The organism is Clostridium sp. chh4-2 (genome assembly GCF_002899675.1).
Taxonomy (GTDB): domain Bacteria; phylum Bacillota; class Clostridia; order Lachnospirales; family Lachnospiraceae; genus CHH4-2.
On sequence record NZ_PKUU01000023.1, the window covers coordinates 83,195 to 107,260 of the forward strand.

The 24,066-nt window shown below is 47.8% G+C and carries 18 protein-coding genes; 3 read left to right on the forward strand and 15 right to left on the reverse strand.

Annotated elements, in window-relative coordinates:
• Positions 1-262: 262 nt before the first annotated feature.
• From C0033_RS20820 to C0033_RS20850, 7 genes are all read right to left on the reverse strand, one after another.
• Positions 263-2,164: an FAD-dependent oxidoreductase gene (locus C0033_RS20820; RefSeq protein ID WP_103229835.1), complete on the reverse strand. Its 1,902-nt coding sequence runs from the start codon at positions 2,162-2,164 to the stop codon at positions 263-265.
• A 15-nt stretch (positions 2,165-2,179) separates the two neighbouring features.
• The gene (locus C0033_RS20825) at positions 2,180-2,779 is read right to left on the reverse strand and encodes a histidine phosphatase family protein (RefSeq protein WP_103229836.1); all 600 of its coding nucleotides are present in this window, start codon (positions 2,777-2,779) and stop codon (positions 2,180-2,182) included.
• Positions 2,780-2,900: 121 nt separating this feature from the next.
• On the reverse strand, positions 2,901-4,748 hold the full coding sequence (locus C0033_RS20830) for an FAD-dependent oxidoreductase (protein WP_103229837.1): 1,848 nt from the start codon (positions 4,746-4,748) through the stop codon (positions 2,901-2,903).
• Between the two features lie 13 nt (positions 4,749-4,761).
• Positions 4,762-5,487 (reverse strand): glycerophosphodiester phosphodiesterase family protein, encoded by a 726-nt coding sequence (locus C0033_RS20835; RefSeq protein WP_103229838.1) that lies wholly within the window; start codon positions 5,485-5,487, stop codon positions 4,762-4,764.
• Positions 5,488-5,489: 2 nt separating this feature from the next.
• The gene (locus tag C0033_RS20840) at positions 5,490-6,317 is read right to left on the reverse strand and encodes a carbohydrate ABC transporter permease (protein WP_103229839.1); all 828 of its coding nucleotides are present in this window, start codon (positions 6,315-6,317) and stop codon (positions 5,490-5,492) included.
• Between the two features lie 13 nt (positions 6,318-6,330).
• On the reverse strand, positions 6,331-7,218 hold the full coding sequence (locus C0033_RS20845) for a sugar ABC transporter permease (protein ID WP_103229840.1): 888 nt from the start codon (positions 7,216-7,218) through the stop codon (positions 6,331-6,333).
• Between the two features lie 37 nt (positions 7,219-7,255).
• Entirely contained in the window at positions 7,256-8,689 is a 1,434-nt protein-coding gene (locus C0033_RS20850; RefSeq protein WP_103229841.1) for an extracellular solute-binding protein, read from the reverse strand.
• Between the two features lie 134 nt (positions 8,690-8,823).
• Here C0033_RS20850 and C0033_RS20855 point away from each other — a divergent pair, with 134 nt between their 5' ends.
• On the forward strand, positions 8,824-9,738 hold the full coding sequence (locus tag C0033_RS20855) for a helix-turn-helix domain-containing protein (RefSeq protein WP_180994838.1): 915 nt from the start codon (positions 8,824-8,826) through the stop codon (positions 9,736-9,738).
• A gap of 38 nt (positions 9,739-9,776) precedes the next feature.
• Here C0033_RS20855 and C0033_RS20860 read toward each other — a convergent pair whose 3' ends face one another.
• The 3 genes from C0033_RS20860 to C0033_RS20870 form a co-directional block, all read right to left on the reverse strand.
• The gene (locus C0033_RS20860; protein WP_103229843.1) at positions 9,777-10,982 is read right to left on the reverse strand and encodes a CCA tRNA nucleotidyltransferase; all 1,206 of its coding nucleotides are present in this window, start codon (positions 10,980-10,982) and stop codon (positions 9,777-9,779) included.
• Between the two features lie 169 nt (positions 10,983-11,151).
• On the reverse strand, positions 11,152-12,585 hold the full coding sequence (gene proS / locus C0033_RS20865) for a proline--tRNA ligase (RefSeq protein ID WP_103229844.1): 1,434 nt from the start codon (positions 12,583-12,585) through the stop codon (positions 11,152-11,154).
• Between the two features lie 370 nt (positions 12,586-12,955).
• Positions 12,956-14,329 (reverse strand): MATE family efflux transporter, encoded by a 1,374-nt coding sequence (locus C0033_RS20870; protein WP_347501205.1) that lies wholly within the window; start codon positions 14,327-14,329, stop codon positions 12,956-12,958.
• Positions 14,330-14,833: 504 nt separating this feature from the next.
• Between C0033_RS20870 and C0033_RS20875 the strand changes: the two genes are divergently transcribed.
• Positions 14,834-15,643, forward strand: a complete 810-nt coding sequence (locus C0033_RS20875) for a MerR family transcriptional regulator (RefSeq protein WP_103229869.1) — start codon at positions 14,834-14,836, stop codon at positions 15,641-15,643.
• Here C0033_RS20875 and C0033_RS20880 read toward each other — a convergent pair.
• The 4 genes from C0033_RS20880 to C0033_RS20895 all read right to left on the reverse strand — a co-directional run bounded on the left by C0033_RS20880 (position 15,613) and on the right by C0033_RS20895 (position 19,824).
• On the reverse strand, positions 15,613-16,722 hold the full coding sequence (locus C0033_RS20880; protein WP_180994839.1) for an AI-2E family transporter: 1,110 nt from the start codon (positions 16,720-16,722) through the stop codon (positions 15,613-15,615). The two genes, C0033_RS20875 and C0033_RS20880, sit on opposite strands and share 31 nt — an antisense overlap.
• A 170-nt stretch (positions 16,723-16,892) precedes the next feature.
• On the reverse strand, positions 16,893-17,345 hold the full coding sequence (locus tag C0033_RS20885) for an HD domain-containing protein (protein ID WP_242984567.1): 453 nt from the start codon (positions 17,343-17,345) through the stop codon (positions 16,893-16,895).
• A gap of 90 nt (positions 17,346-17,435) precedes the next feature.
• Positions 17,436-18,998: an AbgT family transporter gene (locus tag C0033_RS20890; RefSeq protein ID WP_103229848.1), complete on the reverse strand. Its 1,563-nt coding sequence runs from the start codon at positions 18,996-18,998 to the stop codon at positions 17,436-17,438.
• Positions 18,999-19,128: 130 nt separating this feature from the next.
• On the reverse strand, positions 19,129-19,824 hold the full coding sequence (locus C0033_RS20895) for an RluA family pseudouridine synthase (protein ID WP_103229849.1): 696 nt from the start codon (positions 19,822-19,824) through the stop codon (positions 19,129-19,131).
• Between the two features lie 112 nt (positions 19,825-19,936).
• Here C0033_RS20895 and C0033_RS20900 point away from each other — a divergent pair, with 112 nt between their 5' ends.
• Entirely contained in the window at positions 19,937-20,587 is a 651-nt protein-coding gene (locus C0033_RS20900; protein WP_103229850.1) for a hemolysin III family protein, read from the forward strand.
• 603 nt (positions 20,588-21,190) lie between these two features.
• Here the strand turns inward: C0033_RS20900 and C0033_RS20905 are convergent.
• Positions 21,191-24,064 (reverse strand): EAL domain-containing protein, encoded by a 2,874-nt coding sequence (locus C0033_RS20905; protein ID WP_103229851.1) that lies wholly within the window; start codon positions 24,062-24,064, stop codon positions 21,191-21,193.
• Positions 24,065-24,066 lie beyond the last annotated feature (2 nt).

A 24,066-nucleotide genomic window follows, 5' to 3' on the forward strand; every position in this document is an offset into this window, starting at 1 on the left:
AGAAACTGAATTCCGAATCAGGTTCTAAAGCGCCGCTGAGCAGCGAAGTCATAAAGAGTTCACTGCGAATGGCGCTGGCCTGCCTCGTTCTGTTCTTACGGGTCTTAGTAGTTCTTAGGGGCGAATCCCGAATCCCCTTTGGCTGTATCTTCCTTCGGCGGCCCGGCTCCCCCTTCAATCGTCTCCTTCCGGCTCCGCCTCCCGATTCCGTGCGTACCTTTACGCCCACCCCCGTTAAATAACAATTTAGGCTAATTCCATTTTAATAGATTCTCACCTCAAAAATCCTCGCATCCGGATCTCCATTCGTTGCCAGTATCCGTATCTCCACCAGATCCGCCCACACATCTTCCTTGAGATTCAGCACATTCAGACGCTGGTAATTACCTGTTATATAATGAACATCCACCACATCACCGTCCTTGTAGATGGTTACCCAATAATCCTTCACCAACTCTTTAGCCACGCCCACAGGTTCCTTATCGATAAATGCCCTGGACACGGAGATGCATCTCTCTTCCGACAGGTTGGGATCAAAGGTCAGGCGCAGTTGTGATATCTTCTTTGCCTCCGGAAGCTTTAAACTCAGCACTTCCCCATCAGGCCCGATTCCCTGTGAACACCATTGGTTCGATTCTCCCTCCACAGCACGGGCTATGCCATTTATCACATTGCGGCCCTCATACCCTGTCTGTTCAGATGTTACCCGGATTTCGCATCCACGTGCCAGATCCTTCTCATCTTCATTGCGCGCGCCCGGCAGATAACAGTCGTTCTTCAGAAGCTCCTGGCGCAAACTCTGCATCCGCTTTTTACCGAATTCCCTTGGAGACATGCCCGTTAACGACGCCATAGCCGCGGCGGTCCCTACCGCTTCACCGCCAACGGCACACGTTCCCATCACTCGGGTGGAACCCATTGCCAGTTTGGATGCGCTGATATTTCTCCCGGCCATCATCAGATTTCCTATGGTTTTGGAGCAGTAACAGCCATACGGAATGGAGTAAAGGCCCTTAAAACTTCTGACTTTAGAGGGAATCTGCCCTTTTGCCCAGAATCCGCCGGCCGTATGTTCATCCATAGGCCAGCCGCCGTATGCCACCCCGTCTTCGTGAATCCGGTTCTCCAGGATATCGTCCTCGGTCAGGATATAATCTCCAACCAGACGGCGGCTCTCTCTCATGCCGGCCACGGCTCCCACCCACACAAGCTCATAGTTTTCCGCACCGTGATCCCCGCCGTTTTTAATATGATCCCATACGCCATAGACACATTTGTACAGTTCATAGCGGATATCCTCTGAGGATTTGATGATGTCATCCCAGTCGCCCCCCAGCTCAATCCACCAGTAACCGGACTCCACATCATACTTTTCCACCAGTTCATCCGAATGATCCTCATAATCATCGCCCGGCTTCAGTACAACCACATCATCCGCATTATGGTAGACGGTGATATCCCCATGATAACGGTGGGCAAACCAGCTCTCATCCAGATCGCAGGCCCAGTCCGGCTTTGTAAATTTAACCGGTCTTTTCATGTCCCGGGCACAGAAATAAATGGTGTTTCCCATGGTATTGCCGTCCGGCCGGTCCGGGGCATCTTTTTCCATGAATTCCGACTTATCTTCCCTGCCCACCCGGTATTCACAGCCGGCAAAATATCCCAGGGTGCCATTGCCCGTGGCATCTATGTAGATATCTGCGGTAAACTGATAGTGTACCTCCGTTGACATCTGGTAGCAGTCTACATATTGGATTTCCCGGCCATCGGAGGCCACATGATACATGGTAGTGTTCATATAGCTGTCCAAATGTTCCGTGTTTTTCACTTTACTCCACAAAACGCCGTCCCATATGGAATAGTTGTAAGAATCATTCAGATATTTATTTTCCAGCTGCAGCTCCATCAGGATTCCCGTCTCTGCCGCGTCCTTTTTTCCCCAATGGCAGGAAGCCCCGGAAATGTGCATTCTGGTTTCCGAACTGGCATTGCCGCCATAGACGCTGCGGTCCTGAACCAGCCCGGTTTTTGCCCCCTGCCTTGCGGAGGCAATGGCCGCACAGATACCGCTCATCCCTCCTCCTATGACCAACACATCATAATGCAGCTTCACCGGCGGATTGTCGGAAGCTTTAGGGATTTCATGGATAAATGACTTCATAATTTCTTCCTCCTCTTAATCGGCCAAACCGGAATAATTCCAGACTCCCACTTTCCACAGGCCGTCCTGATACAAAAATTTACTGATCGAACAGTTGGTGACAGGCAGTTTTTTCTTAGGCAGCCCCATTCCCAGGATATAGCAAAGGGCATAGAAAATAGACCCCTCATGGGCTACAACAGCCACCTTCCATGTGGGATTCTCTGCCGCCAGCTGTTCCATAGACTTCATAAAGTCTGCCACCCGGTTTGCCATCATCCCGGCGCTCTCTCCTCCATAGGAAGAAAAATCATCCCGTTCCCGGGCATCCAGATAGGGCTGGCCATACTTTTGGGCGCATTCGCTGACCTTCTGGTATTCCAGAATTCCTACGCTGTGCTCCCGTATGCGGCTGTCCAGAATCCGATCCCTTTCCAGGAAAATAATGTCCGCTGTTTCCTGCGTTCTCACCAGGTCGCTCACATACAAACGGTCAAACGTCATATCCTTTAACCGTTCACCGGCCCTGGCCGCCTGCTGCCTTCCCAGACCTGTCAGGCTGATTGGCGCCCAGCCTCCATGGCTCACCTCCACATTGCTTATGGTCTGTCCATGACGAATCCAATATAGTTCCATATCATTCCTCCATAACGAAGCGTTCTTTTCGCGATGATACCCGAACCGAATGTCAAATTCGGATTTGCAGTCCAATTTGTGACGCTTCTATACAAATTGAGATATTACCTCTTTCAGATATTTAATAAATCCTCACTTCAAATACCGCCGCATAGCCGCATCCGTGGGCAGATTTTACAGAGATCCGTACCTCATCGCTCTCCACTCCGTCAAAATCCAGTCTATTTAAACGCTGTCCGTTGTTCTCGATCTCCTTCATACAGACAACCGTTCCATTCAATAATAACTCCACGCTGTAATCTTTAACCAGCACCTCCGGCAGACCTTTCACCTGTCTGTCGCGCACATTTTTAATCATCGACGGCTGGATCTCATGGCTTAAATCTGTGTCAAATGTGAGACGCACCTGATGAACAGGGCTTCTCTCCATCAGCTTCAGCGACAATGTCTGCGGTTCCTGTAAAGGAGCCGATCTCCAGCAGTTCATCCTGCCTCCGCAGTTTCTGGATATTCCGTTTACTACATTTTGGGCACTGCAGTTTTCAGCCTGGCTGCTGGCGCTGATAACCGCTTTTCTCGCCAAATCGGCCTCATCATCATTGGCAAATCCCGGAATAAAGCAGTCATTTTTCATCAGTTCCTGCTGCAGCTCATGGATATGCCGCTGGCCTATCTGTTTGGGAGTACAGCCGTATCTGAGGGCCAGAGCCGCCGCCGTTCCCACCGCCTGACCGCCTACGGCACAGGTGCCCATAACTCTGGTGGAAGAAAATGCCATCTTCGAGGTGCTGATATCCCTGCCCGCCATCATCAGGTTTTCAATATCCCTGCTGTAGTAACAGCGGTAAGGAATCGTATAGCAGCCCTCAAAATTATAGACCTTGGAGCCATAGCTGTTCAAATCCCGGAGCCCTCCGGGAACATGGACATCCATCGGCCAGCCGCCGTAAGCAACCGCGTCTTCAAATATCCGGTTCGCCCGCACATCATTTTCATTCAATATGTAATCGCCTTCCAGCCTCCGGCTTTCACGGTAGCCCGGCACCATGCCGACCCAGTCCAGGTCATAATTTTCCGCGCCATGATCCCCTTGGTTCTTGATGTGGTCCCAAACGCCGTACACGCATTTGAGCAGCTCGTCGCGGATCTCCTCGCCTTGTTCAATGATATTGTCATAGTCTCCGCCCAGCTCAATCCACCAATATCCGGCATCCATATTGGAAAATTCCGGCAGCTGGTTTTTCCCCTCCTCAGGTATTACGATCCCGCCTCCGTCCGCCTGGGCGCAGATTTTATCTGCGTGAGGACGGTATTTCAAATCCTCCTCCGTATAGGTGTTGGCCCATATTGGCTTTTCATAATGCACCGGCTCCCCGCGGTCTGCGGCCAGAAACATGATTGTATTTCCCATGGTGTCACAATTCGCCCGTTCCGGCGCCGTGGGTTCCTGAAATTCCGCTCTCGCTTCGCTTCCCATGCGGGAAGACGCCCCTGCCATCACACCGAGAGTGCCGTGTCCGGTAGCATCGATAAACAGCTCTCCGTAAAGGACCACTTCTGTCTCCGTGCTGTTCTGGTGGCACACAATCCCTTTGATCCGGCCATTTTCCATGATGATATCATCCATGTTGGTATTTAAATATGAGGTGATATTTTCCTCCATGTGTACCTTTTCCCACATAATCATATCGAAAACCGGGAACGATGCATACGGATTGCGCCTCTTATTTTCCAGCAGCAGTTCCTCCAGGATTCCGGTCTCCCTCAAATCGGGCTTCGAGGAATGGCAGTTTGCGCCCACAATATGCATCCTGATTTCCGAGCTGGCCGTACCGCCGAACACCGGCCGGTTCTGTACGACCGCCGTATTGATCCCCTCTCTCGCCGCCGCAATGGCCGCACAGATTCCTGCAATTCCTCCGCCCACCACAATCAGATCATGGGCAGCTTCTTTTTTGTGAACCGACATGTTTGCCCCTCCTTTAACCTTGTGCCATGGCTTCCTTCGTCATCCGGTTTGTAGGAATATAATCCAGCCCCATGCCGGCCATCTCTCGTACAGTCTCCGGCGAATCCCCTGCCCGCAGGCATACCAGAACTCCTTTTTCATGAGTTTCTTCAATCAGGTGTTCCGGGACTTTTGATAAATCACTGTAGTTATATGACACGCCGCACCGTCCCTGATGACGCAGGATTTCCACCGTTTCCGGCGTGCTGAATATATGATGGATAAATACTCCGCCCGACACGTCTCTTGCCGTCAGAAGATGTTCCATCAAGATGCTGGAAATCACCAGTTCTTCTTCCTCAAAGTGCCGGAGGGCAGCCGTGACAACCTCCTCCACATCCATCGTCTTCGTCTCAATAAAGGGCAGCGCCCCATAGCTTCTGCATATCTCCAAATACTCCTCAAACAGCGGCATCCGCTCGCCTCTGTCTTCCGTAAAATGCCGCCCGGATAATTCCTTCCAGTCAGCATCACATATCCGGCCGCTGCCATCATACAGGCTGTCGATGGTTTCGTCGTGGCAGCAGACCAGCACTCCGTCTCTGGTGCGGCGCACATCCGTCTCAATGGCCCAGAAGCCGCGTTTTCCGGCCGCCTCAAAGGCTTTTAACGAATTCTGGGGCCCCTCCGGCGTAAAGCCCCTGTGAGCGATCAGTTTCAAATGCTGCAGATCCTGTTTCCGATAAATTCTGTCTTCCATATCTATCCTTTCACGCCTGTGCTGGCGATGCTTTCAATGAAATACTTTTGTGTAAATAAAAACAGCACGATAACGGGAACAATGGCGCTGGCCGCAGCTGCCATCATCAGGTTATACTCGTCCGTCATCTGCATCCAGTACTGAATACCAAGAGACACCGTAAAGTTCTTATTCGACGGCAGAAAAATCAGCGCATTCAAATACTCATTCCAGGCATTGATAAACGCCAGAACCGTCACGGTCACCATAGGAGGCTTCGTCAGCGGAACGATAATCCGCAGCCAGATTTCCCGATGAGAGGCGCCGTCCATCACCGCCGCTTCCATCAGTTCATCCGGCAGACCGGCATAAAACTGCTTCAGCAAAAAGATGGACGTGATGTTAAAAAGAGACGGCAGAATCAAAGCCCAGAGAGTATCATAGATTTTGATGGTATAGAACATCATATAACGCGGAATAATCGTGGCCTGCGCCGGGATCATCATGGTGATGAGCATGGCGGTAAATACGATATTTTTGCCGTTAAAATTAATTTTAGCCAGGGCGTAGGCCGCCATGGAGGAGACCAAAAGCTGTCCGGCAGTGCCCACAACGGCTACGAATATGGAATTCATGTAAAGATGCCAGAACGGCACCTTGCTGTCGTTCCACACCCTCCGGTAGTTCTCCCACTGAAATGTTTCCGGAAACCAGTGAAAATCCAGGCTGAATACCTCTGATCCCGCCTTTACGGAGGCGGACATCATCCACAGAAGCGGCAGGAGAAAGAGAATCCCACACCCTGTCACCCAGATGGTATTGATCCATTTGATTGTTTTCCTTTTCTTCATCCCGGCTTCCCCCTTAATAATAAACCCAACGTTTCTGCACCTTGAACTGGATCAGGGTGATGATTAAAATGACCCCCACCAGAATCCAGGCTTCCGCACTGGCATATCCAAATTTATAGCTGTTAAACGCATTTCCGTAAATCTCGGTCACCATGCTGGGAGCATTTCCTGACATCCCCATGATATTGATCACCGTAAATGCCTTAAAAGCCGCGATCAGCCGGACAACGCACAGATAGAAGGTGGTCGGGGAAATCAGCGGCAGCGTAATCTTAAAAAATTGCCTGCATCCGCCCGCACCGTCCACCCTGGCCGCCTCATAGAGCTCCGCCGGAACATTTTGCAGCGCCGCCATATAAACAATCAGGCTGAAACCGATACCCGCATAGACCATCACACAGATCACCGGAATTTTACAAAGGGTAGAGCTGGTCAGCCATTTAGGCACCTCGTTCATATGAAATACAGTGGTTAAAATCATGTTGACCGGCCCATCGCTTCTGAACAGGAAACGGAACACGGCCGTCAGCGCCACCATGCTGGAAATATACGGTACAAACAGACACATCCGGTTAAATTTCCGCAAAAAGACCTTATCATTCAGTAAAAATGCGAATAAAAGTGCCAGCGCGATGGAAATCGGCGCCACGGTTATTGCATAGACCAAGGTATTGGCCATAGCCATCTTAAATTTTCTGTCCGCAAAAATCCGGATAAAATTCTTAAATCCCACCCATTTAATGCCGCTCACTCCGGATAAGAAATTCCATTCTGAAAAGGAAAGCGCAAGCGACATGATGACTGCAAGCACCACCATGGTCAAAAATATGACCATGGCGGGAGCCATAAACAGCCAACCTGCACGATTTTCCGCCTGCTGCCGTTTGGTTTGATTCTTCATATGTCTCTCTCTTTCTCAAAAAAGCCAATAACACCCTTTATTTTGCATCATCAATGGCTTTCTGCGCATTCTCCTGCAATTCAGCCAGCGCGTCATCCACTGTCATTTCCCCATTTAAAACGTATTTTGTGTACTCATCGACGAGGCTCCGGATGTCCGCATAAGCAACGATATAATCTTCCGAATAAGCCGGCTCATTGGATGCGATCACATATTTGTTAAATGCTTCCGTATCAATATATTTCTCAGCCTCCGCCTTTGAACCGAAGGTAATATCAAGGATGTCCGAAGAATCCAGGCCGGTCCAGGTGCTTGCATGGCCTGCCGCAAACATGTATTTGCTTCCTACGGTTGCCAGATACTTGGCAAAAGCATAGGCAGCATCAGGATCTTTTGCATTGCTGGCCACTGCGACAAAATCTTCCGGGACAACTCCTGCCATGTAATTCGTTTCATCCTTCTGATTCACCGGATAAGGTGCGTAAGTAATTCTAAACTGAGGATCTGCTGCCGTAATATAGCGGGTCAGAATGGATTCCACCGTAGTGGCGTTAGTTCCGTTCAGGAATAGGTCCCGCGATTTGGTGCTGTCCGCCAGATAGTTGGCTTTGGAATACCAGATGCCTTCCGTCTCCGCATCGACTTCCCGCTTGAGAATCTGCTTAAATATAGGATTGTCAAAATCCGCATTTCCTTCCGCATCATAATAGACGTTAACGCCTTTTGACTGGCGGGCGGAATAGGTCCAATAATCCGTCTGGTTGAAATCGGAACCGCCATAAACGGCAACATTTCCGGATGCGTCCTTCTCTGTCAGAGTCCGGCATGCGTCCAGATATTCATCCCATGTCCAGGAATCCGGAACCTCTCCCAGACCGGCGGCATCCCACTTGTCCTGATTAATAGCGATGTAGAGGGAAATTCCTCCCGATGGAAATACATAAGCTCCATTCTCATATGTATATACATCCGTTCCCCACTCCTTCACCAGATCCAGATTATCTGCTTTCAGCCGGTCCGTGATATCCATCAGCATCCCATTGCTCCAGCGGTTCGACGTATTTTTTACGCCAAATGTCAGAAGAACATCCACATTTCCCGCCATCATGGCAGTATCCAGGCTTACGTTTCCATCGCCGCTGTTCTTATAAACCTCATATTCTACGGTGATGTTGGGATAATGTTCATTGAATTCTTCAATCAGCGCATCGGTTCCGTTTGCACCGGCAAAAGCCGTGTAAAAGCGTACCGTGCCGGTCATATTGGCAGCATCCGGATCAATATAAACCGGCTCCCCGGAACCGGCCGGACTTCCTTCTGTCCCTTTCTCAGCGCTTACGGTGCCGGAGGCTGTTTCTGTTTTCGTTTCCGCCTGTCCGGTCTTCGTTTCTGCCGTTTTTTGTCCGCCGCACCCTGTAACAATTCCCATTACCATAGAAACTGTAATTCCTAACGCAAGTAATTTTTTCATTTCATTTCCTCCGCTTCATTCTGGCTTGACTTTGTAGGTTTCTTTCTTTATATTAGAACTATATCATAAAAAATACGAAAAAACTTCTGGAAATGTGTCATGAAATTTTCGGTTTTGTGATGATCGGAGGTACCATGAACAATTATTTAACAAACCATTTACGCAGTTCTTACAATCCAGCTTGTGAGCAGTATCATAACTTTAAAATCTATTCCAATAAGAGCGGATGGAGTGACTTTTTTATCGGTCCAAACCTTGTGTATTCCCACCGCACCACCCCCTATACCCCGCCCTTTTTTCCCGAGAAATTACATACACATACCTATTACGAAATCTGTATTTTTTTAAGCGGCAAGATCACCTATGTGGTATCCAGCAATGAAGTGTTCCCTCTTCGCGGAGGGATACTCTGCATTCCACCCGGCATATCCCATACGGCCCGGCTGATCGAAAAAAGCGAGTATGACCGCTTTGTGTTCTATTTTGACACCAAGGCATTTGAATTCCTGGGGCCGGGCAGCCTTCCCGCTTTTCTCTGTAAAGCCGATGCCGATTATCTCACCGTCAACAGTGAATTCCGCGGGCAGTATTACTATCTGCTGGAGCAGTTGGATTACATGACCACACATCTGGACGGGGACATCTCTCTTCAGTGCTTCAGCTGTATCCTGCAGCTTCTGCTCCTGATCGATTCGCATGCCCAGCCGGGAAGAGAATGCTTTTCCAAACTGCCCCCAAAGGTTCTTCAGATCAAAACCTACATCGATCAGAATTTCCAGACCCTTTCCTCCACCGCCGAGATTGCAGATCATTTTTTTTACAGCCGTGAATACATCTCACGGACATTTAAACAGTATTTCAACACCAATCTTTCCGAATACATCATGGGGAAAAAAATCGAAGCCGCCAAACAGGCCTTAAACAGCGGCCAGTCGGTAACTCAGGCATTTAACGCCTCCGGTTACCGCAGCATGTCGGCATTTATCAATGCCTTCCGCACGGTCACTTCGATGCAGCCGTCTGCTTACAGAAAGCAATTAAAGGGGTAATGGGTACAAAATATACCATATAAAAAAGATGGAGCCGCTCACAGCTCCATCTTTTTTATATGTTCTGTCAAATATTCTTTTTCATTTCTGGACGGTTCTTCTAAAACCAGATCAAGGAGCCGGTTTAACACCTCCCCGACTTCTTTTCCCGGCTTAACTCCCGCCTTTATCACATCCGAACCGCTGACCGCCAGATTTTTTAACGTAACGCAGTCCCTACGTTCACGGATCTCGGCGCTTAACCGGACGATTGTTTCCAATTCCTCCCTGCTTTCCGTCTCTAAAGAAATCATCCTTTTCAGCTCCAACAGATCGTCGTACAGAGACGCTTCCACCTGGCTCATCACGCGGCGGAGTTCTGTCTGATCGGGTTTTAACGGCTGCTTCAGCCATTTTACCAAAACCCTGACGCGGTAAATGGTGTCGTTGTCCAGTTTCAGATCATGAAGAACTGAGGATACCTCCTGATCGGCAGCATTTTTCAAAAATGCCGCCCAACGGATGTGCTTTTTCGCAGGAAGGCCGCCGTTTACACTCATTTTGCTCCTGTCGACCTTATGAAAAGCATCCGATACAAATGGGCTGATTCCCGTTTCATAGACCAGCTCAATCCGTTCCGGATTGGGAGACAGCAAAAGCTTGGTAAGTTCGGTCTGCACCCGCTCTTTGCTCACATGAACCATATTGGGCGCTATCTTTTTTATGGCTTCAAATGTCTCTTCTTCGATCTCAAATCCAAGCTGTGCGGCAAACCGGATCGCCCTCAATATTCTGAGCGCATCCTCGGTAAAACGGTCCACCGCGCATCCCACGCAGCGGATGACCTTCCGTTTCAGATCTTCCATGCCGCCGAATTCATCTACAATTCCCGTTTCGTGGCTGTAGGCCATAGCATTGATGGTAAAATCCCTGCGGCGCAGGTCTTCTTTCAGATTGGATGTGAATTCCACCGACTTGGGGTGACGGCCGTCTTCATACTCTCCGTCAATCCGGTAAGTGGTTACCTCATATCCCACATGATTGATCATAATCGTAACCGTTCCATGTTGGATTCCCGTATCAATTGTCTTTGGAAATACTTCTTTTACCTGCTGCGGAGCTGCGGATGTGGTGATGTCCCAGTCCCCGGGCTCACGGCCCAAAAGGGTATCTCTGATGCATCCGCCTACCGCATAGGCTTCATAACCATGCTGCTTTAATTTACCGATAATTTCCTCTACCTCTTGCGGTATCTGAATCTGCATATCTCTCCTCCTCACAGTCATTTTACAAAAAGGGGCTTTATATCGAGGAAATTTACATCAAGGGTGAAGGCATTTTCGAAAATGCCTTCACCCTTGATGTAAATTCACCCTGATGTAAGTTTCCCCAGGTACATAATGTCCAAATCTTATCAGAACAAAACTCTAATTTCTAATATGCCCGTCCCCAATAAACCATCTTCACTGCCGGTTTTCCGCAGCATACGCATTTATCCGACAACGTTTCCTGCTCAAACGGCATACAGCGTGACGTAGCGCTTGTCAGCTCTTTGATCTTGTCTTCACATTCCTGGCATCCGCACCACATCGCCTTAACAAATCCAGGTTTTTCCTCAATCGTCTTAACGAAGCTGTCCAGATCGGTTGCCACATAGGTGTGGGAATCACGATGATTTCTGGCCCGTTCCAGCATGGAATCGTGAATCTCATCCAGCAGCTCTCCGACTTTCTCATTGATCTCATCCAGAGAAACGGTGATCTTTTCATGAGTGTCACGGCGCACTAAAACCGCCTGGTTATTCTCAATATCTCTCGGTCCGATCTCCACGCGCACCGGGATACCGCGCATCTCGGACTCGCTGAACTTCCAGCCCGGGCTCTTATCGCTGTCATCCACTTTTACGCGGAAGTTGGAAAGAACGCCTTTCAGTTCATAGGCTTTATCCAGAACCCCTTCCTTCTTCTGCTGGATCGGAACGATCACAACCTGAGTAGGAGCAATTCTTGGAGGAAGCACAAGACCATTGTCATCGCCATGAACCATGATGATTGCGCCGATCATACGCGTAGTCATACCCCAGGAAGTCTGGTGTACATACTGTAAGGTATTGTCTTTTGCCGCATACTGAATGTCAAATGCTTTTGCAAATCCGTCTCCGAAATTGTGGCTGGTGCCGGACTGAAGGGCTTTTCCGTCATGCATTAAGGATTCAATGGTATAGGTAGCTTCGGCTCCTGCAAATTTCTCCTTATCCGTCTTCTGTCCCTTGATAACCGGAATGGCCAGCACTTCTTCACAGAAATCAGCGTATACGTTGAGCATCTGGATCGTTCTTGCCTCCGCCTCTTCTGCCGTAGCATGAGCGGTATGGCCTTCCTGCCATAAGAACTCTCTGGAACGGAGGAACGGTCTTGTGGTCTTCTCCCAGCGCACTACGGAACACCACTGGTTGTACAGTCTTGGAAGATCGCGGTAAGACTGGATATCCTTTGCGTAGAAATCGCAGAACAATGTTTCAGAAGTCGGTCTTACGCACATCCTCTCCTGCAGTTCCTCTAACCCTCCGTGAGTTACCCATGCAACTTCCGGGGCAAATCCTTCTACATGGTCTTTTTCCTTTTCAAGAAGGCTTTCCGGAATGAACATCGGCATATATACATTCTCCACGCCAGTCGCTTTAAAACGGGCATCCAGCTCTTTCTGGATGTTCTCCCAAATCGCATATCCTGCCGGTTTAATCACCATGCAGCCTTTAACGCTTGCATAATCACATAATTCCGCTTTTTTTACCACGTCTGTGTACCACTGAGCGAAATCCACATCCATGGATGTGATCGCTTCTACCAGTTTTTTGTCGTTTGCCATGACTTTATCTCCTTTTCTATTCTGTATCAAAGAATTCTGCCCACAAGGCTTTCGCTTGGGAGCGCAGCTGCCAAAGCAGCCATCAAACAATAAAACAAAAACGCCGGGGCATTCAGCCCCTGTTAATTCACAAGGGACCGAATGACTCGGCGGTACCACCCAAATTAGTTCTGCCAGTTCAGGCAATGAACTCTCTTTATTCCGTTAACGCCGGATACACGCCGTATTTTCATACGGGACTCCAAGGCAGGTTGGGCATCCATTGACACGGAGATCTTCCACCATCTGATCCCCTCTCTGTAGTGTGTGGGCTGCTTAATAGTCCTCTTCAACGTCTGTTGCTTGCATTTGCTGTATTCTTGATTCTACGTCATTTTTCACTGGTTGTCAAGTATCCGGCACCCGAGTTTTTCACCTGAGTTTTTTCACGGATAAACCCGCTTTTTTCGGTTCTGGCATACCGGTACATGAGTCCGGCAGTCACCAGAAGGCACAATAACTCGGAAACAGTGGACGCCCACCAGATGCCTTCGCCTCCTGCCACTCCAATGCAGAGCTTCAATGCCACAACCAGCATCACAAATCCGCGGCCCAGCGATATGGCTAACGACGATTTCGGCCGCTCGATCGCGGTAAAGAAACCGCCAGACACCACATTAAATCCCATAACCAGGAATGAAATGCTGAAAATCCGGAATACATGAGACGAATATAATCTCAGTTCCGAAAGCTCCGGAGACACGAAAATGCCTACTAAAAGTCCGGCCCCAAGCCATGCGGATATAAATGCCACAACCGCCAAGCCAATGGTCGCGCTGAGCGCATACCGGAACAGAGTCCTGTATTTCTCCTGCTCTCCTTTTCCGTAATAATAGCTGATAAGCGGCTGGGTTCCCTGGGCGATTCCCGCCATGGACATGACCACAATGGTGCTCACATATGCAATAATCGTATAGCTGACAATTCCGTCTTCCCCAATATTGGCCAAAATCGCATGGTTAAAAAGAAAGACTGTAATTCCGGCGGAAAACTCCGTTAAACCGGACGCTAAGCCGATCTTAATGCTCCGCAGCAGCTGTTTTGCGCTCCAAACCACTTTTACAAATTTAATCGTGGCTTTCGGGCTCAGGAAATGAGTCAGATACATAACTACCAACACGGTCTGGGAAATGCCTGTTGCGACTCCGGCTCCACCCACACCCCAGTGAAATACCATGACAAAAAGATAATCCAAAACGCAGTTTAACAGAGCTCCTGTAGTGGCCGCTATGGTGGCAAACCTGGGATATCCGTCTGTTTTTACAAGGATTTCAAAAGAATATGAGATGATAAATGACCAGGTAAAAGGCGCAACCGAGAGCAAATAGGTTTTCACATAATCCACGGTAACTTCCGTAGCCCCTAAAAATGCGGCGATATCGTCCATACGCCAAAGAACAACGCCCATGATCAGAAACGATAATATGGATAATACGATCATATTCTGCGTATAAACCTGGTTCGCGTCCTCGTGGTTTCCCTGTCCAAGGTAAATGGCCACAATGGTGGAAGCTCCCACCGCAAACAGGATGGATACAGAAAATAAAAAGTTTACAAACGGGGAAGCGATGTTCACCGCCGATAAAGCCACCTCCGATACCCCTCTCGCCACAAACATCCCGTCCACCATGGTATACAGGGCGAAGATCCATTGTGCGATCACCGACGGCCATATAAACCGCCAGAAGTTTTTTTTCAGTGACATTCCATCATAATTCATGATAATTAATCATTCCTCCAATTCTTTCACGATGATACTGTTTCCAGTTTTGAGTGTCTCTGCCGTCCGGCCAGGCTCCGGCGGTATGCAGGACCTTTCCAGTTCCGGTTTCGGGCATAAACAATTCTAAACGTGCAGGATTTTTCTAAAAACCAAGGGAAATGTCCAAACTCGCTCCGCTCAAACAGGTGGACATTTCCCTTGAACGAAAAATTCTGCGCGTTAAGAATTGCTAATGCCCTGCAAAGTCACAGGAAAGGTCCTGCATACCGCCGGAGCCTGGCCGGACGGCAGAGACACTCAAAACTGGAAACAGTATCATTACAATTGCCAATCGTGTTGTACTTCGAGTATAAACCTTGGTATAATACTAAGGTAAAGGGTATTTTAACATTTTCTTTTAATATTTTTAAAAATATGGTGAAAAAATGCCTTCCCCCGCCCAAATTTACCGGGCGGAAAACCGTTTGGAAAGGAATTGGTGATATTATGTCAACTTATTATAAAATCGGGGAACTGGCGAAATTGTATGGAATCAGCACCGACGTGCTCCGTTATTATGAAGAACTGGGAATTCTGGTGCCACGGCGGGCTTTGAACGGCTACCGGGTCTACCGCACCAATGATTTGTGGTGTCTCAATGTGATCCGGGATCTGCGGGAGCTGGGATTTTCCATGGAACAGATACGAACTTATCTGAAAGAGCGGAGCATCGCTTCCAGCCTGGCCCTTTTAGATGAAGAACTGACTGCGATCGACGAAAAGATGGAACAGCTGACAGCGCTCAGGGAGAATATCCTGTCACGCAGGCAGACTATCTCCAAGGCCCAGGAGCTGCCCCTCGGAATTGTGATAAAAAAAGAGCTCCCCGCCCGCCCCTGCCACCGTATCATGCAGGGATATAAAACGGACGAGGAGATGGATATTCTGATCAAGCAGCTGGTTAATTTCGACCGGGAAAAATTATATATAATAGGAAATAACCAGATGGGATCATTTCTGAATCTGAATTCGGCCAAGGCCGGCAGCTGCCGGGAATATGACGCTGTGTTTATTCTGCACCCAAAGGGTGAACATGAGATTGAAGGCGGCACTTTCCTCTCCGTCTGTTATAGGGGCAGCTGCAGCCAAAACAGCATTTATATTCCCCAGCTTTTTGAATATGCCAAAGAAAATGGTTTGGCTGCCTGCGGGCCTCTGCTGGAGCTTTTGTGGATTGACATCCACACATCCAGATACCCGTCGGAACAGCTTACGGAGCTGCAGCTTCAAGTGGAACCGGAATCCCGTTCTTTATAAAGGTTAACAAAGTCTTCAATCAGTAAAAGGCCTACGGGGCCCAGGATAAATCCCAGCACACCGAACAATTTCAGTCCTACGTACATGGAAACCAGAGTTTCCAGAGCCGACAAACCTACTTTATTGCCCATCATTCTGGCTTCCATGATCTCTCTTAAAAAATAACAGATCAGGTAAATAGCCATAAGGGTCAGGGCCGTTCCAACCTGCCCTTGGAACAGGGCGATGATCACCCAGGGAATAAACACGGTTCCCGTACCGAATATGGGAAGTGCGTCTAAAAGCCCGATTCCGATTCCGGCCAGGATATAATACGGATTTTTCATGAGAAATAATCCTGTAATACAGATTGCCGTAGTCAGGATCATGATCAGGCCCTGAGTTTTAACATAGGCGTTGCCCATCATTTTCAGCCTTTGGCTGATTAATGTAAATTCTTCATGAAAAATGGAATTGTCCCGGCGGTATTTTAACTCCTCCATCTCCTGAAGAGAGAGCATGATGGAAACAAGGCCTACAACCCAGATCACGGTGATCTGAATCATTCCCTGGAATATTGCCATGGAATTTGACATCAGGTAGGGCATCGCGCCATTTTTAACGGAATTTCCAAGCCCCCGCAGCATGTCCCTCACAATCACCACCAGACACCCGGGCTTTAAGGACAGAGCGGTTTCGAAAATCCGGCATTTTCCGGTCAGCCAAAGATCCAGCCGGCTGATCCATATGGGAACCTGATCTACCAGCATCCGGCTTTCTATATAAAGCCGCTGCGCTCCGGCATAAATCCAGATGCCCGCCACTGACAGCAGAATCAGCAGTTCCAGCGCTCCCACGATTCCGACGGGTATGTGCAGATTCCTCTTGCCCACTTGAAAGCTCATTTTCCTGGATATGCAGGAAGCGGTGGGATACAGCCCGAGAGCGATCACATAGGCAATGAAAAAAGGAATTACGAGAGGCAGCAAGTATTTAAAGCTTGCATAAACCACTCCCGTAACCCCTGTAATTAATAGTATCCTCTTCAGTTTCTCATTCGGTTTCACCATGGACTCACCTATTTCTGTTTTGTACTTCATTTGTACACAACTTATTATGTGCCGTTCCGGTGATTTTATGTAGCATTTTTAAATTTTCTGTTCTGCGGTTGTACAGCGGCTGTTTCGCTTGCAAAACGCAGAAACGGCATAGCCTGTAAGCTACACCGTTTCCCAAAAATAATTCTATTATGTTCTTCCGGCATTCACCGCTATGCGGCTGCTGCCCACTGTTCTTTTTCATGCCACGGCATAAATTCATCCACCGCACAGATCTTATCCGCCATCGTGACGATCCATCCCAACGATGAAGTCGGCACCGGCCCTAATGGAAACATATGGGTTTCAATTGCCCTGGCTTCCCTGTCATTGACCTTAAAATATGCACGGCTGTTCACTGCCGCCAGTTTCGGATGATAAAATGCGTGCATCTGAGGAGTATCATCCGTACGCCAGTCATAAAGGAAAAAATCATGAAGCAGGCCGATTCTGGCCGCTTTCACTTCGTCGCTTCCCACCGCTTTTGCAATTTTCCATGAAATGTAAGAGACATGGATGCTGTGATGAAGCCTGGTGCTGGATTTATGCTGAACGTATGTGCTCAGCTTCTTAAAATCGTCATTTTCCAATATATCTGCTACTGTCCGGTAAAACTCTCTGTCCACTTTTATCACCTTTCCAAATACAATTCTGTCAACGCGCCCTAATCAGAAGGATACTACTTTTTCTTCTTTATGTCAACCGAAATAACGGAACTATACCATTAAACTTGCACCCGGTCCCAACGGAAGTCCAAACATCATCCAGATAATCAAAAGTACCGACCAGCCGATCATGAAGAAAATGCTGTACGGAAGCATGGTGGCAATTAAAGTGCCGATTCCCGACTCGGAATCGTATTTTTTTGCAAAGACCACAACCATTGCAAAATAGGACATTAACGGGGTGATCAGATTAGTACAGGAATCTCCGATACGGTATGCCACCTGTGTAAGTTCCGGCGAATATCCTAACAGCATAAACATAGGCACGAATACAGGCGCCAGAATCGTCCATTTTGCGGATGCGGAGCCCATCAGGAGATTGATAACCGCAGAAAACAGGATGAAACAGATCATGAGCACCGGCCCGCTTACCCCGGCTGTTCCCAGAAAATCCGCGCCTTTTAATGCCAGGATCGTTCCAAGCTTTGTGTAATTAAAATAACTGATAAACTGAGCCGCAATAAAAGCCAGCGCAATATAGCCGCCCATGGAAGACATGTTGGTGCCTAACTGGGCACAGACATCTTTTTCATTCTTATAGGTACCGGATACCCGTCCGTATACAATAGAAGGGATAAAAAATACAAGAGCGATCAGCACGATCAGGCCGGACATAAACGGTGAATCGTTCATCAGACTGCCTGTCTGTGCATTGCGCAGAAATGAATCCTGAGGCAGAGCCGCCGCCGCTACAAGAAGAACAAAAGCCAGAAGGGATAAGTTTCCCCATCTCAGCGCTTTTTTCTCTCTGTCGCTTAACGCAGTGGCTTCTTTTACATCTTCTCCCGTATGCTTGTGAGCTTTCAGCCTTGGTTCTACGATCTTATCCGTAACAAAGGTTCCTATTGCTACAATTACAAACGTGGAAACAATCATAAAATACCAGTTGGATGTGGGCTGAACCACATAATCGGCACGGACCATTCTGGCCGCTTCCGTGCTGATACCGGAAAGCATGGGGTCTAAGGTTCCCACCAGAAGATTGGCGCTGAATCCTCCCGATACTCCGGCAAAAGCCGCTGCAAGACCTGCCATAGGATGTCTTCCGTATGCCATAAAGACAACGGCACCTATGGGAATTAAAACCACATAACCGATATCGGAAGCCACATTAGACATAACTCCGAGAAAAACAAGCATTGGCGTTACGATCATTGCCGGAGTTACGGATACTGCTTTTTTCATCAAAGCGGACAGATAACCGCTTCCCTCTGCACATCCAACCCCCAGCATGGTAACAAGTACAACGCCCAAAGGCGCAAAACCTGTAAAGTTGCTGACTACATGAGTCAGCATATAAGCCAGGCCTTCTTTATTCATCAGGCTGACCACACGAACCGTCTGTTCTGTCAGCTCCAGGGTCTTGCTGTCAATCATCTCCCCTGTTGCCGATACTCCAAGGTAAGAACAGAGTCCGGATATCAAAACGATTGCCGCTGCAAGAATGGCAAACATCGTAATCGGGTGAGGAAGTCCGTTCCCCACGGTTTCAACACCGTTTAAAAAACGGCCGAAAAGCGAAAGCTTTTCTTTTTTTGCTGCGTTTGGTTTCATGATACATACCTCCAAAAATTTTCGTGAACCGGCAGAGCGGATAGGCAGCCATTGTCTACTCGTTCCGTCTCCAAGCGCACCGCACGTCCTCACATTATATAGGATATGTATCCGTCTAGTCAACAAGATATCACTGGAATTTGGCAAATACCGAATACTCCGGCTTCATCTGAAAGCTCATTTTCCTGCCCGTAACCGGATGGGAAAATGCCAGATAACAGGAACAAAGAGCGATGCTTCCCCTCTTTCTCCCGGCCCCTGCCGCCGGAGTAAACTGCAGATTATATTTGTTGTCTCCCCATAAAGGGGTTCCATGGCCTGACATCTGAACCCGGATCTGATGGTGGCGTCCGGTCAGAAGTTCAATCTCCACCAGGGACAGAACCTCTTCTCCTTCCTGGATTGTGCGGATCACTTTATAGTTCAGTTTTGCCTCTTTTGCACCATTTATCCCCTTATCCACAATTTTTGAAGTATTGCTTTTACTGTCTTTCAACAGATAATCCACATAGTTACCCACATTATCCACAAGTTTTCCACAAATCACTGCCTGATATTTTTTTGTCATTTTGCCTTCACTGACCTGTTTACTCAGCGCTGCGGCGGCTTTTTGCGTCTTTGCATATACCATTACGCCGCCCACCGGCTTATCTAATCTGTGGATAACTCCCACGTATGGTTCACATTTGGCCGTGGATAACTTGTTAATATGTTTCTTAATCTCACTGACCATGTCCGGTTCAAAGCTGTGGGACGACTGTGATTCGATCCCCACCGTTTTTTCCACCACGATAATCTGTTCATCTTCAAAAAATATTTGCAGCATTTTAATTTCTCCTTGCATATTTGGGTTAAAAGTTGTATAGTATAGTAAATGACAGCATGTAGTTTTAATAACTACATTACATATTATTAAGTTCTAACTGGAGGTGTTTTTTATGGCATTAAAAATCAAAGATCCCGGAAGCGCAATCACTCACTTTGCAGGTATGGTTATGGCAGCATTTGCCGCCGCTCCCCTGCTTTTAAAGGCCTATCAGCCGGACAACCGAATCCGGATTATATCCATGGTCATATTCATCAGCAGCATGATCCTGCTCTATGCGGCCAGCACCATCTATCATACGCTGGATATCTCCCCCGCAGTCAACAAAATGCTTCGAAAGATCGACCACATGATGATCTTCATCCTGATCGCCGGAACCTATACCCCCATCTGCGTCATCGTTCTCGGAGATAAAACCGGCTGGAATATGCTGGCCCTCGTCTGGGGAATCGCCATCGTAGGCATCATCGTCATGGCCTGCTGGATCACATGCCCCAAGTGGTTCTCTTCCGTTGTATATATCGCTATGGGCTGGGTTTGTGTGCTGGCCTTCACAAAGATTGTAAAAGCTCTTCCGCCGGCAGCATTCGGATGGCTTTTGGCCGGAGGCATCATCTACACCATAGGAGGCATCATCTATGCCCTGAAGCTTCCGATCTTCAATACCCGCCATAAAAATTTCGGTTCCCACGAAATCTTCCATTTATTTGTAATGGCAGGAAGTCTATGTCATTATATCATGATGTACCGTTTTGTGGCGTAGGTTTTTGTTAAAAGACAAAATGTACTCTCTCTTCCCTGCTTTTTCATCATCCTGGCAAAAACAATATTTTTCCCTTAGCAAGCCAGTCACCAGCTGGAAAGAAGGGAGCACCTGGGCTGGCGGCAGAAATGGAAAGAGAGAGGGGATCGTTTGCAGACCCTTAGTGATACTTGGCCGGCAAGGGTGAAAAAAGGCAGACAAATACTGAATTCCAGATCAGTATTTGAGGCGCTCTTCGAGCGTTTCGCCCCCTGAGCGATGAAGTCATAAAGAGTTCATCGCGAATGGCGCCGCGCTGCCTTTTTTCGCCCTTGCCGGCCGTAGTATCACTTAGGGTCGAAACCGAATCCCCTCTCTCTTTCCATTTCTGCCGCCGGCCCAGGTGCTCCCTTCTTTCCAGCGTACCTCTCAAAAATATGTAAGCGGCATCTGTGCCTTGCAATAGCACAGCTGCCGCCCAGGTTTTAATTAAAGTCCTGTATCTATCTAAAGCACCAGCTGGATGCGGATTGGCGCCCCGAAGAAATCCGACTATAATGTATCATATACAAAAACCTCTAAATGTGTGTATGTTCTCTATCATAATCCCCAAAACGAACCAAATCATGCGTCCGGAAACAAAGTCTTTTCCGGTTTTGCATAAAAATATCCCTGAATGATATCGCAGCCGATCTTTCTCATATAGAGAACCTGTTCCTGAGTTTCCACGCCTTCACAGACCACGCGCAGGTTCAGTTTGTGGGCTGCTTCTATGATCAGTTCAATCAGAACCTGGTCTTTTTCAGTTACTGCTCCGCCTCTTTGGAATATCTGATCCAGTTTCAGTTCATCGATATCAAGCCTCTGCAGCACTCCTAAAGAAGAATACCCTGTGCCGAAATCGTCAATGGAAATACAAAATCCGTACTCTTTTAGTTTCTCAGTACAGGATAAAAAAAGATTCATGTTCTGCATCGCAACATTTTCTGTGATTTCTATGGTAAGAAGTGACGTCGGAATCCTGTAGCTGTCTGCGATCCGTTTGAGTTTATCCGGAAATCCTTCGTCATACAGATGGAGACGGGAAAAATTGCAGGCGATCGGGCAGATATCGATGCCCTGATCCATCCATGCTCTCATCTGGCTGCAGACGCTGTTAAACATCGATAAATCCACTTTTACGATAAAACCGTTTTTTTCAAAAAGAGGGATAAATTCTCCCGGCTGGATCATTCCCCGTTCCGGGTCCACCCATCTTACCAAAGCTTCCGCCCCTGCAAGACTGCCGTCGTATGCATAATGCTGCGTCTGGTAATAGGGGATGAACTGCCCTTCTTTTAACGCATTTTCCATCATCGCTTCCAGTTCTTTTTCTCTCATCATGCTGCTCATAAGATCGTCATAATAATAGACAATCGCCTGTCCGCCCTGGAGCTTGGCCCGTTCATTGGCATAACGCGACCGGTTCACCAGCTTGTCCACAGAAGTCAGGTCGGAATCCACAATATAAACTCCACAGCTCACCGTCAGCCGGTATTCAACGCCCAGCTCGTTCATGAAATCCTGAGCCTCGTTGCGGATGGTCTTCACCATCTTTTCCAGATTCTCTTTATCCTGACAGCGGACCAAAAGGATGAAATTGTCGGCAAAGATCCGGGAGAACAGATCGTCTTCACCAATCGCCGATTTGATGATGTTGGAAAATACTTTGAGCATCTCATTTCCCGTCTCATAGCCAAAGGCGTCGTTAATGTATTTGAAATTATTGATATCCACATAGACCAATGCGTATTGGCTTTCTGCCAAAGGAAGGCGTTTCTTCATATCCTTTGTAAATTTATTATAGTTTCCATAACCGGTCACCGTATCGCTATACAAAAGATGTGTGATTTTTCTGTTCGCCATGGATTTCTGGATCACGATAACTCCAAGGCAGAAGATCACCAGTATCAGAGGGCCTCCCAATGCCCAAAGCATCGTCTTGGGATTCTCGAACAGCAGCTCTTTGGCTGTCATCTTTTCCCGGTACAGCGTATTCACCGCAATGATCTCATTCCATTCATCCTGGGATATATAAAAAATACATTTGTTAATAATGCCCAGCAGGCGTTTATCCATATGTTCCGACACTGCTATACTGATAGGCAGATTAAAATCATTAAAAATAGCCGCCTTTAAATCACTGTAAGCATTTTTCTGCAGCAGCAGATTAGCTGAATACACGTTCATACAGGCCGCGTCGGCTTCCCCATTCTGAATGGCTTTTAAACACGCCTCTATGTTTTCACACGTTCTGACCCGGGTTTCCGGCTCTCCTAAAGGAATCCAATAGCTTGCATAATACTGGTCCGGAACGGCAAGCACCTTCCCTTCGGAAGAATTCATTCCTGTTTTGCTCACCAATGTCATGGGCAATTCCATGTACACCGACGATATCATCACATCGTGGATATCCGCCCAGTCATAATCATTGGCAAATGCAGTGAGTATATCCGCTTCCCCTTCGTTCAAAAGGGCAAGGGCTTTGCCATAGTTGTCCGCCTTCTTATACTCGAACTCAATTCCGGTATATTCGGAAATGAGTTCAAACAGATCCCGGGTGATACCCTTCATCGTATCCTGCTTAGCATCATAATATTCGAGCGGCTCCCAAAACGGCTCATATGCAATGATTAAAGACGGATGCTCTTCGATATATGCAAGCTCTTCCTTACTGAAAACAGGCCGGTCTTCTTTATTGCTTCCGTAATGTTTCCGGTACATATCGGTATGAAACTCCGGATTCAGATAATTGATTTTGTCCAAAGCCTCGTTCAGCTGATCCAAAACCCGGCTATTTCCTTTGGTAACCGCAAGATAATAATGGCTGAGATCAAAAATAGCCACCACCTTCTGATCCGTCATCTTCCTTATGCCTATGCTGAAAACCAGATCGATATCGCCTGATTCTAAAGCCCGATCCATCTCTTCCTGTGTTTTATAAAACTTCAGATCCATGGTGAAATTATGAAGCTTTTCATAGTTTTCCAGACTGTCTGTTCCATAACTTCCTTCGACTACTCCGACCCTTTTTCCATCAAAACTTTCATAATCTTCGAATGCATATCCATCCGCATCTTCTCCTGCCAGGAGCTGTATGTAGGTGGTTCCGATCTCATATTTTGAAAAATCGAACTTTTCCAGCCTTTCTCTGTCTTTAAGCATCGGGCCTAAAATGTCGATTTCACCATTTTCCAGCATGGTCTGGCATTCTTCCCACGTCGCCTCTACAAACTCGTACTCCCAGCCCGCGTATTGGGATATCTCCTTTAAAAAATCATATCCGTATCCCGAATATTTTCCATTCTCCCTGCTTTCAAAATAGCCCGGCAGCTGCACATACCCCACCCGTACCACATCTTTTTGATCCTTTTCCTCTGCCCGTACCCCCAAAATATTCAGGCAGAAAAAGATAGCCAGACAAAATAAAATCTTATATAGTTTTTTTCTTATGTTCACTT

What these genes read in the sequence shown, in the direction of transcription:
- C0033_RS20820 (WP_103229835.1), bottom strand. Translation starts at nt 2,164, where the DNA reads ATGAAGTCATTTATCCATGAAATCCCTAAAGCTTCCGACAATCCGCCG.
- C0033_RS20825 (WP_103229836.1), bottom strand. Translation starts at nt 2,779, where the DNA reads ATGGAACTATATTGGATTCGTCATGGACAGACCATAAGCAATGTGGAG.
- C0033_RS20830 (WP_103229837.1), bottom strand. Translation starts at nt 4,748, where the DNA reads ATGTCGGTTCACAAAAAAGAAGCTGCCCATGATCTGATTGTGGTGGGC.
- C0033_RS20835 (WP_103229838.1), bottom strand. Translation starts at nt 5,487, where the DNA reads ATGGAAGACAGAATTTATCGGAAACAGGATCTGCAGCATTTGAAACTG.
- C0033_RS20840 (WP_103229839.1), bottom strand. Translation starts at nt 6,317, where the DNA reads ATGAAGAAAAGGAAAACAATCAAATGGATCAATACCATCTGGGTGACA.
- C0033_RS20845 (WP_103229840.1), bottom strand. Translation starts at nt 7,218, where the DNA reads ATGAAGAATCAAACCAAACGGCAGCAGGCGGAAAATCGTGCAGGTTGG.
- C0033_RS20850 (WP_103229841.1), bottom strand. Translation starts at nt 8,689, where the DNA reads ATGAAAAAATTACTTGCGTTAGGAATTACAGTTTCTATGGTAATGGGA.
- C0033_RS20855 (WP_180994838.1), top strand. Translation starts at nt 8,824, where the DNA reads ATGAACAATTATTTAACAAACCATTTACGCAGTTCTTACAATCCAGCT.
- C0033_RS20860 (WP_103229843.1), bottom strand. Translation starts at nt 10,982, where the DNA reads ATGCAGATTCAGATACCGCAAGAGGTAGAGGAAATTATCGGTAAATTA.
- proS (WP_103229844.1), bottom strand. Translation starts at nt 12,585, where the DNA reads ATGGCAAACGACAAAAAACTGGTAGAAGCGATCACATCCATGGATGTG.
- C0033_RS20870 (WP_347501205.1), bottom strand. Translation starts at nt 14,329, where the DNA reads ATGTCACTGAAAAAAAACTTCTGGCGGTTTATATGGCCGTCGGTGATC.
- C0033_RS20875 (WP_103229869.1), top strand. Translation starts at nt 14,834, where the DNA reads ATGTCAACTTATTATAAAATCGGGGAACTGGCGAAATTGTATGGAATC.
- C0033_RS20880 (WP_180994839.1), bottom strand. Translation starts at nt 16,722, where the DNA reads ATGAAGTACAAAACAGAAATAGGTGAGTCCATGGTGAAACCGAATGAG.
- C0033_RS20890 (WP_103229848.1), bottom strand. Translation starts at nt 18,998, where the DNA reads ATGAAACCAAACGCAGCAAAAAAAGAAAAGCTTTCGCTTTTCGGCCGT.
- C0033_RS20895 (WP_103229849.1), bottom strand. Translation starts at nt 19,824, where the DNA reads ATGCTGCAAATATTTTTTGAAGATGAACAGATTATCGTGGTGGAAAAA.
- C0033_RS20900 (WP_103229850.1), top strand. Translation starts at nt 19,937, where the DNA reads ATGGCATTAAAAATCAAAGATCCCGGAAGCGCAATCACTCACTTTGCA.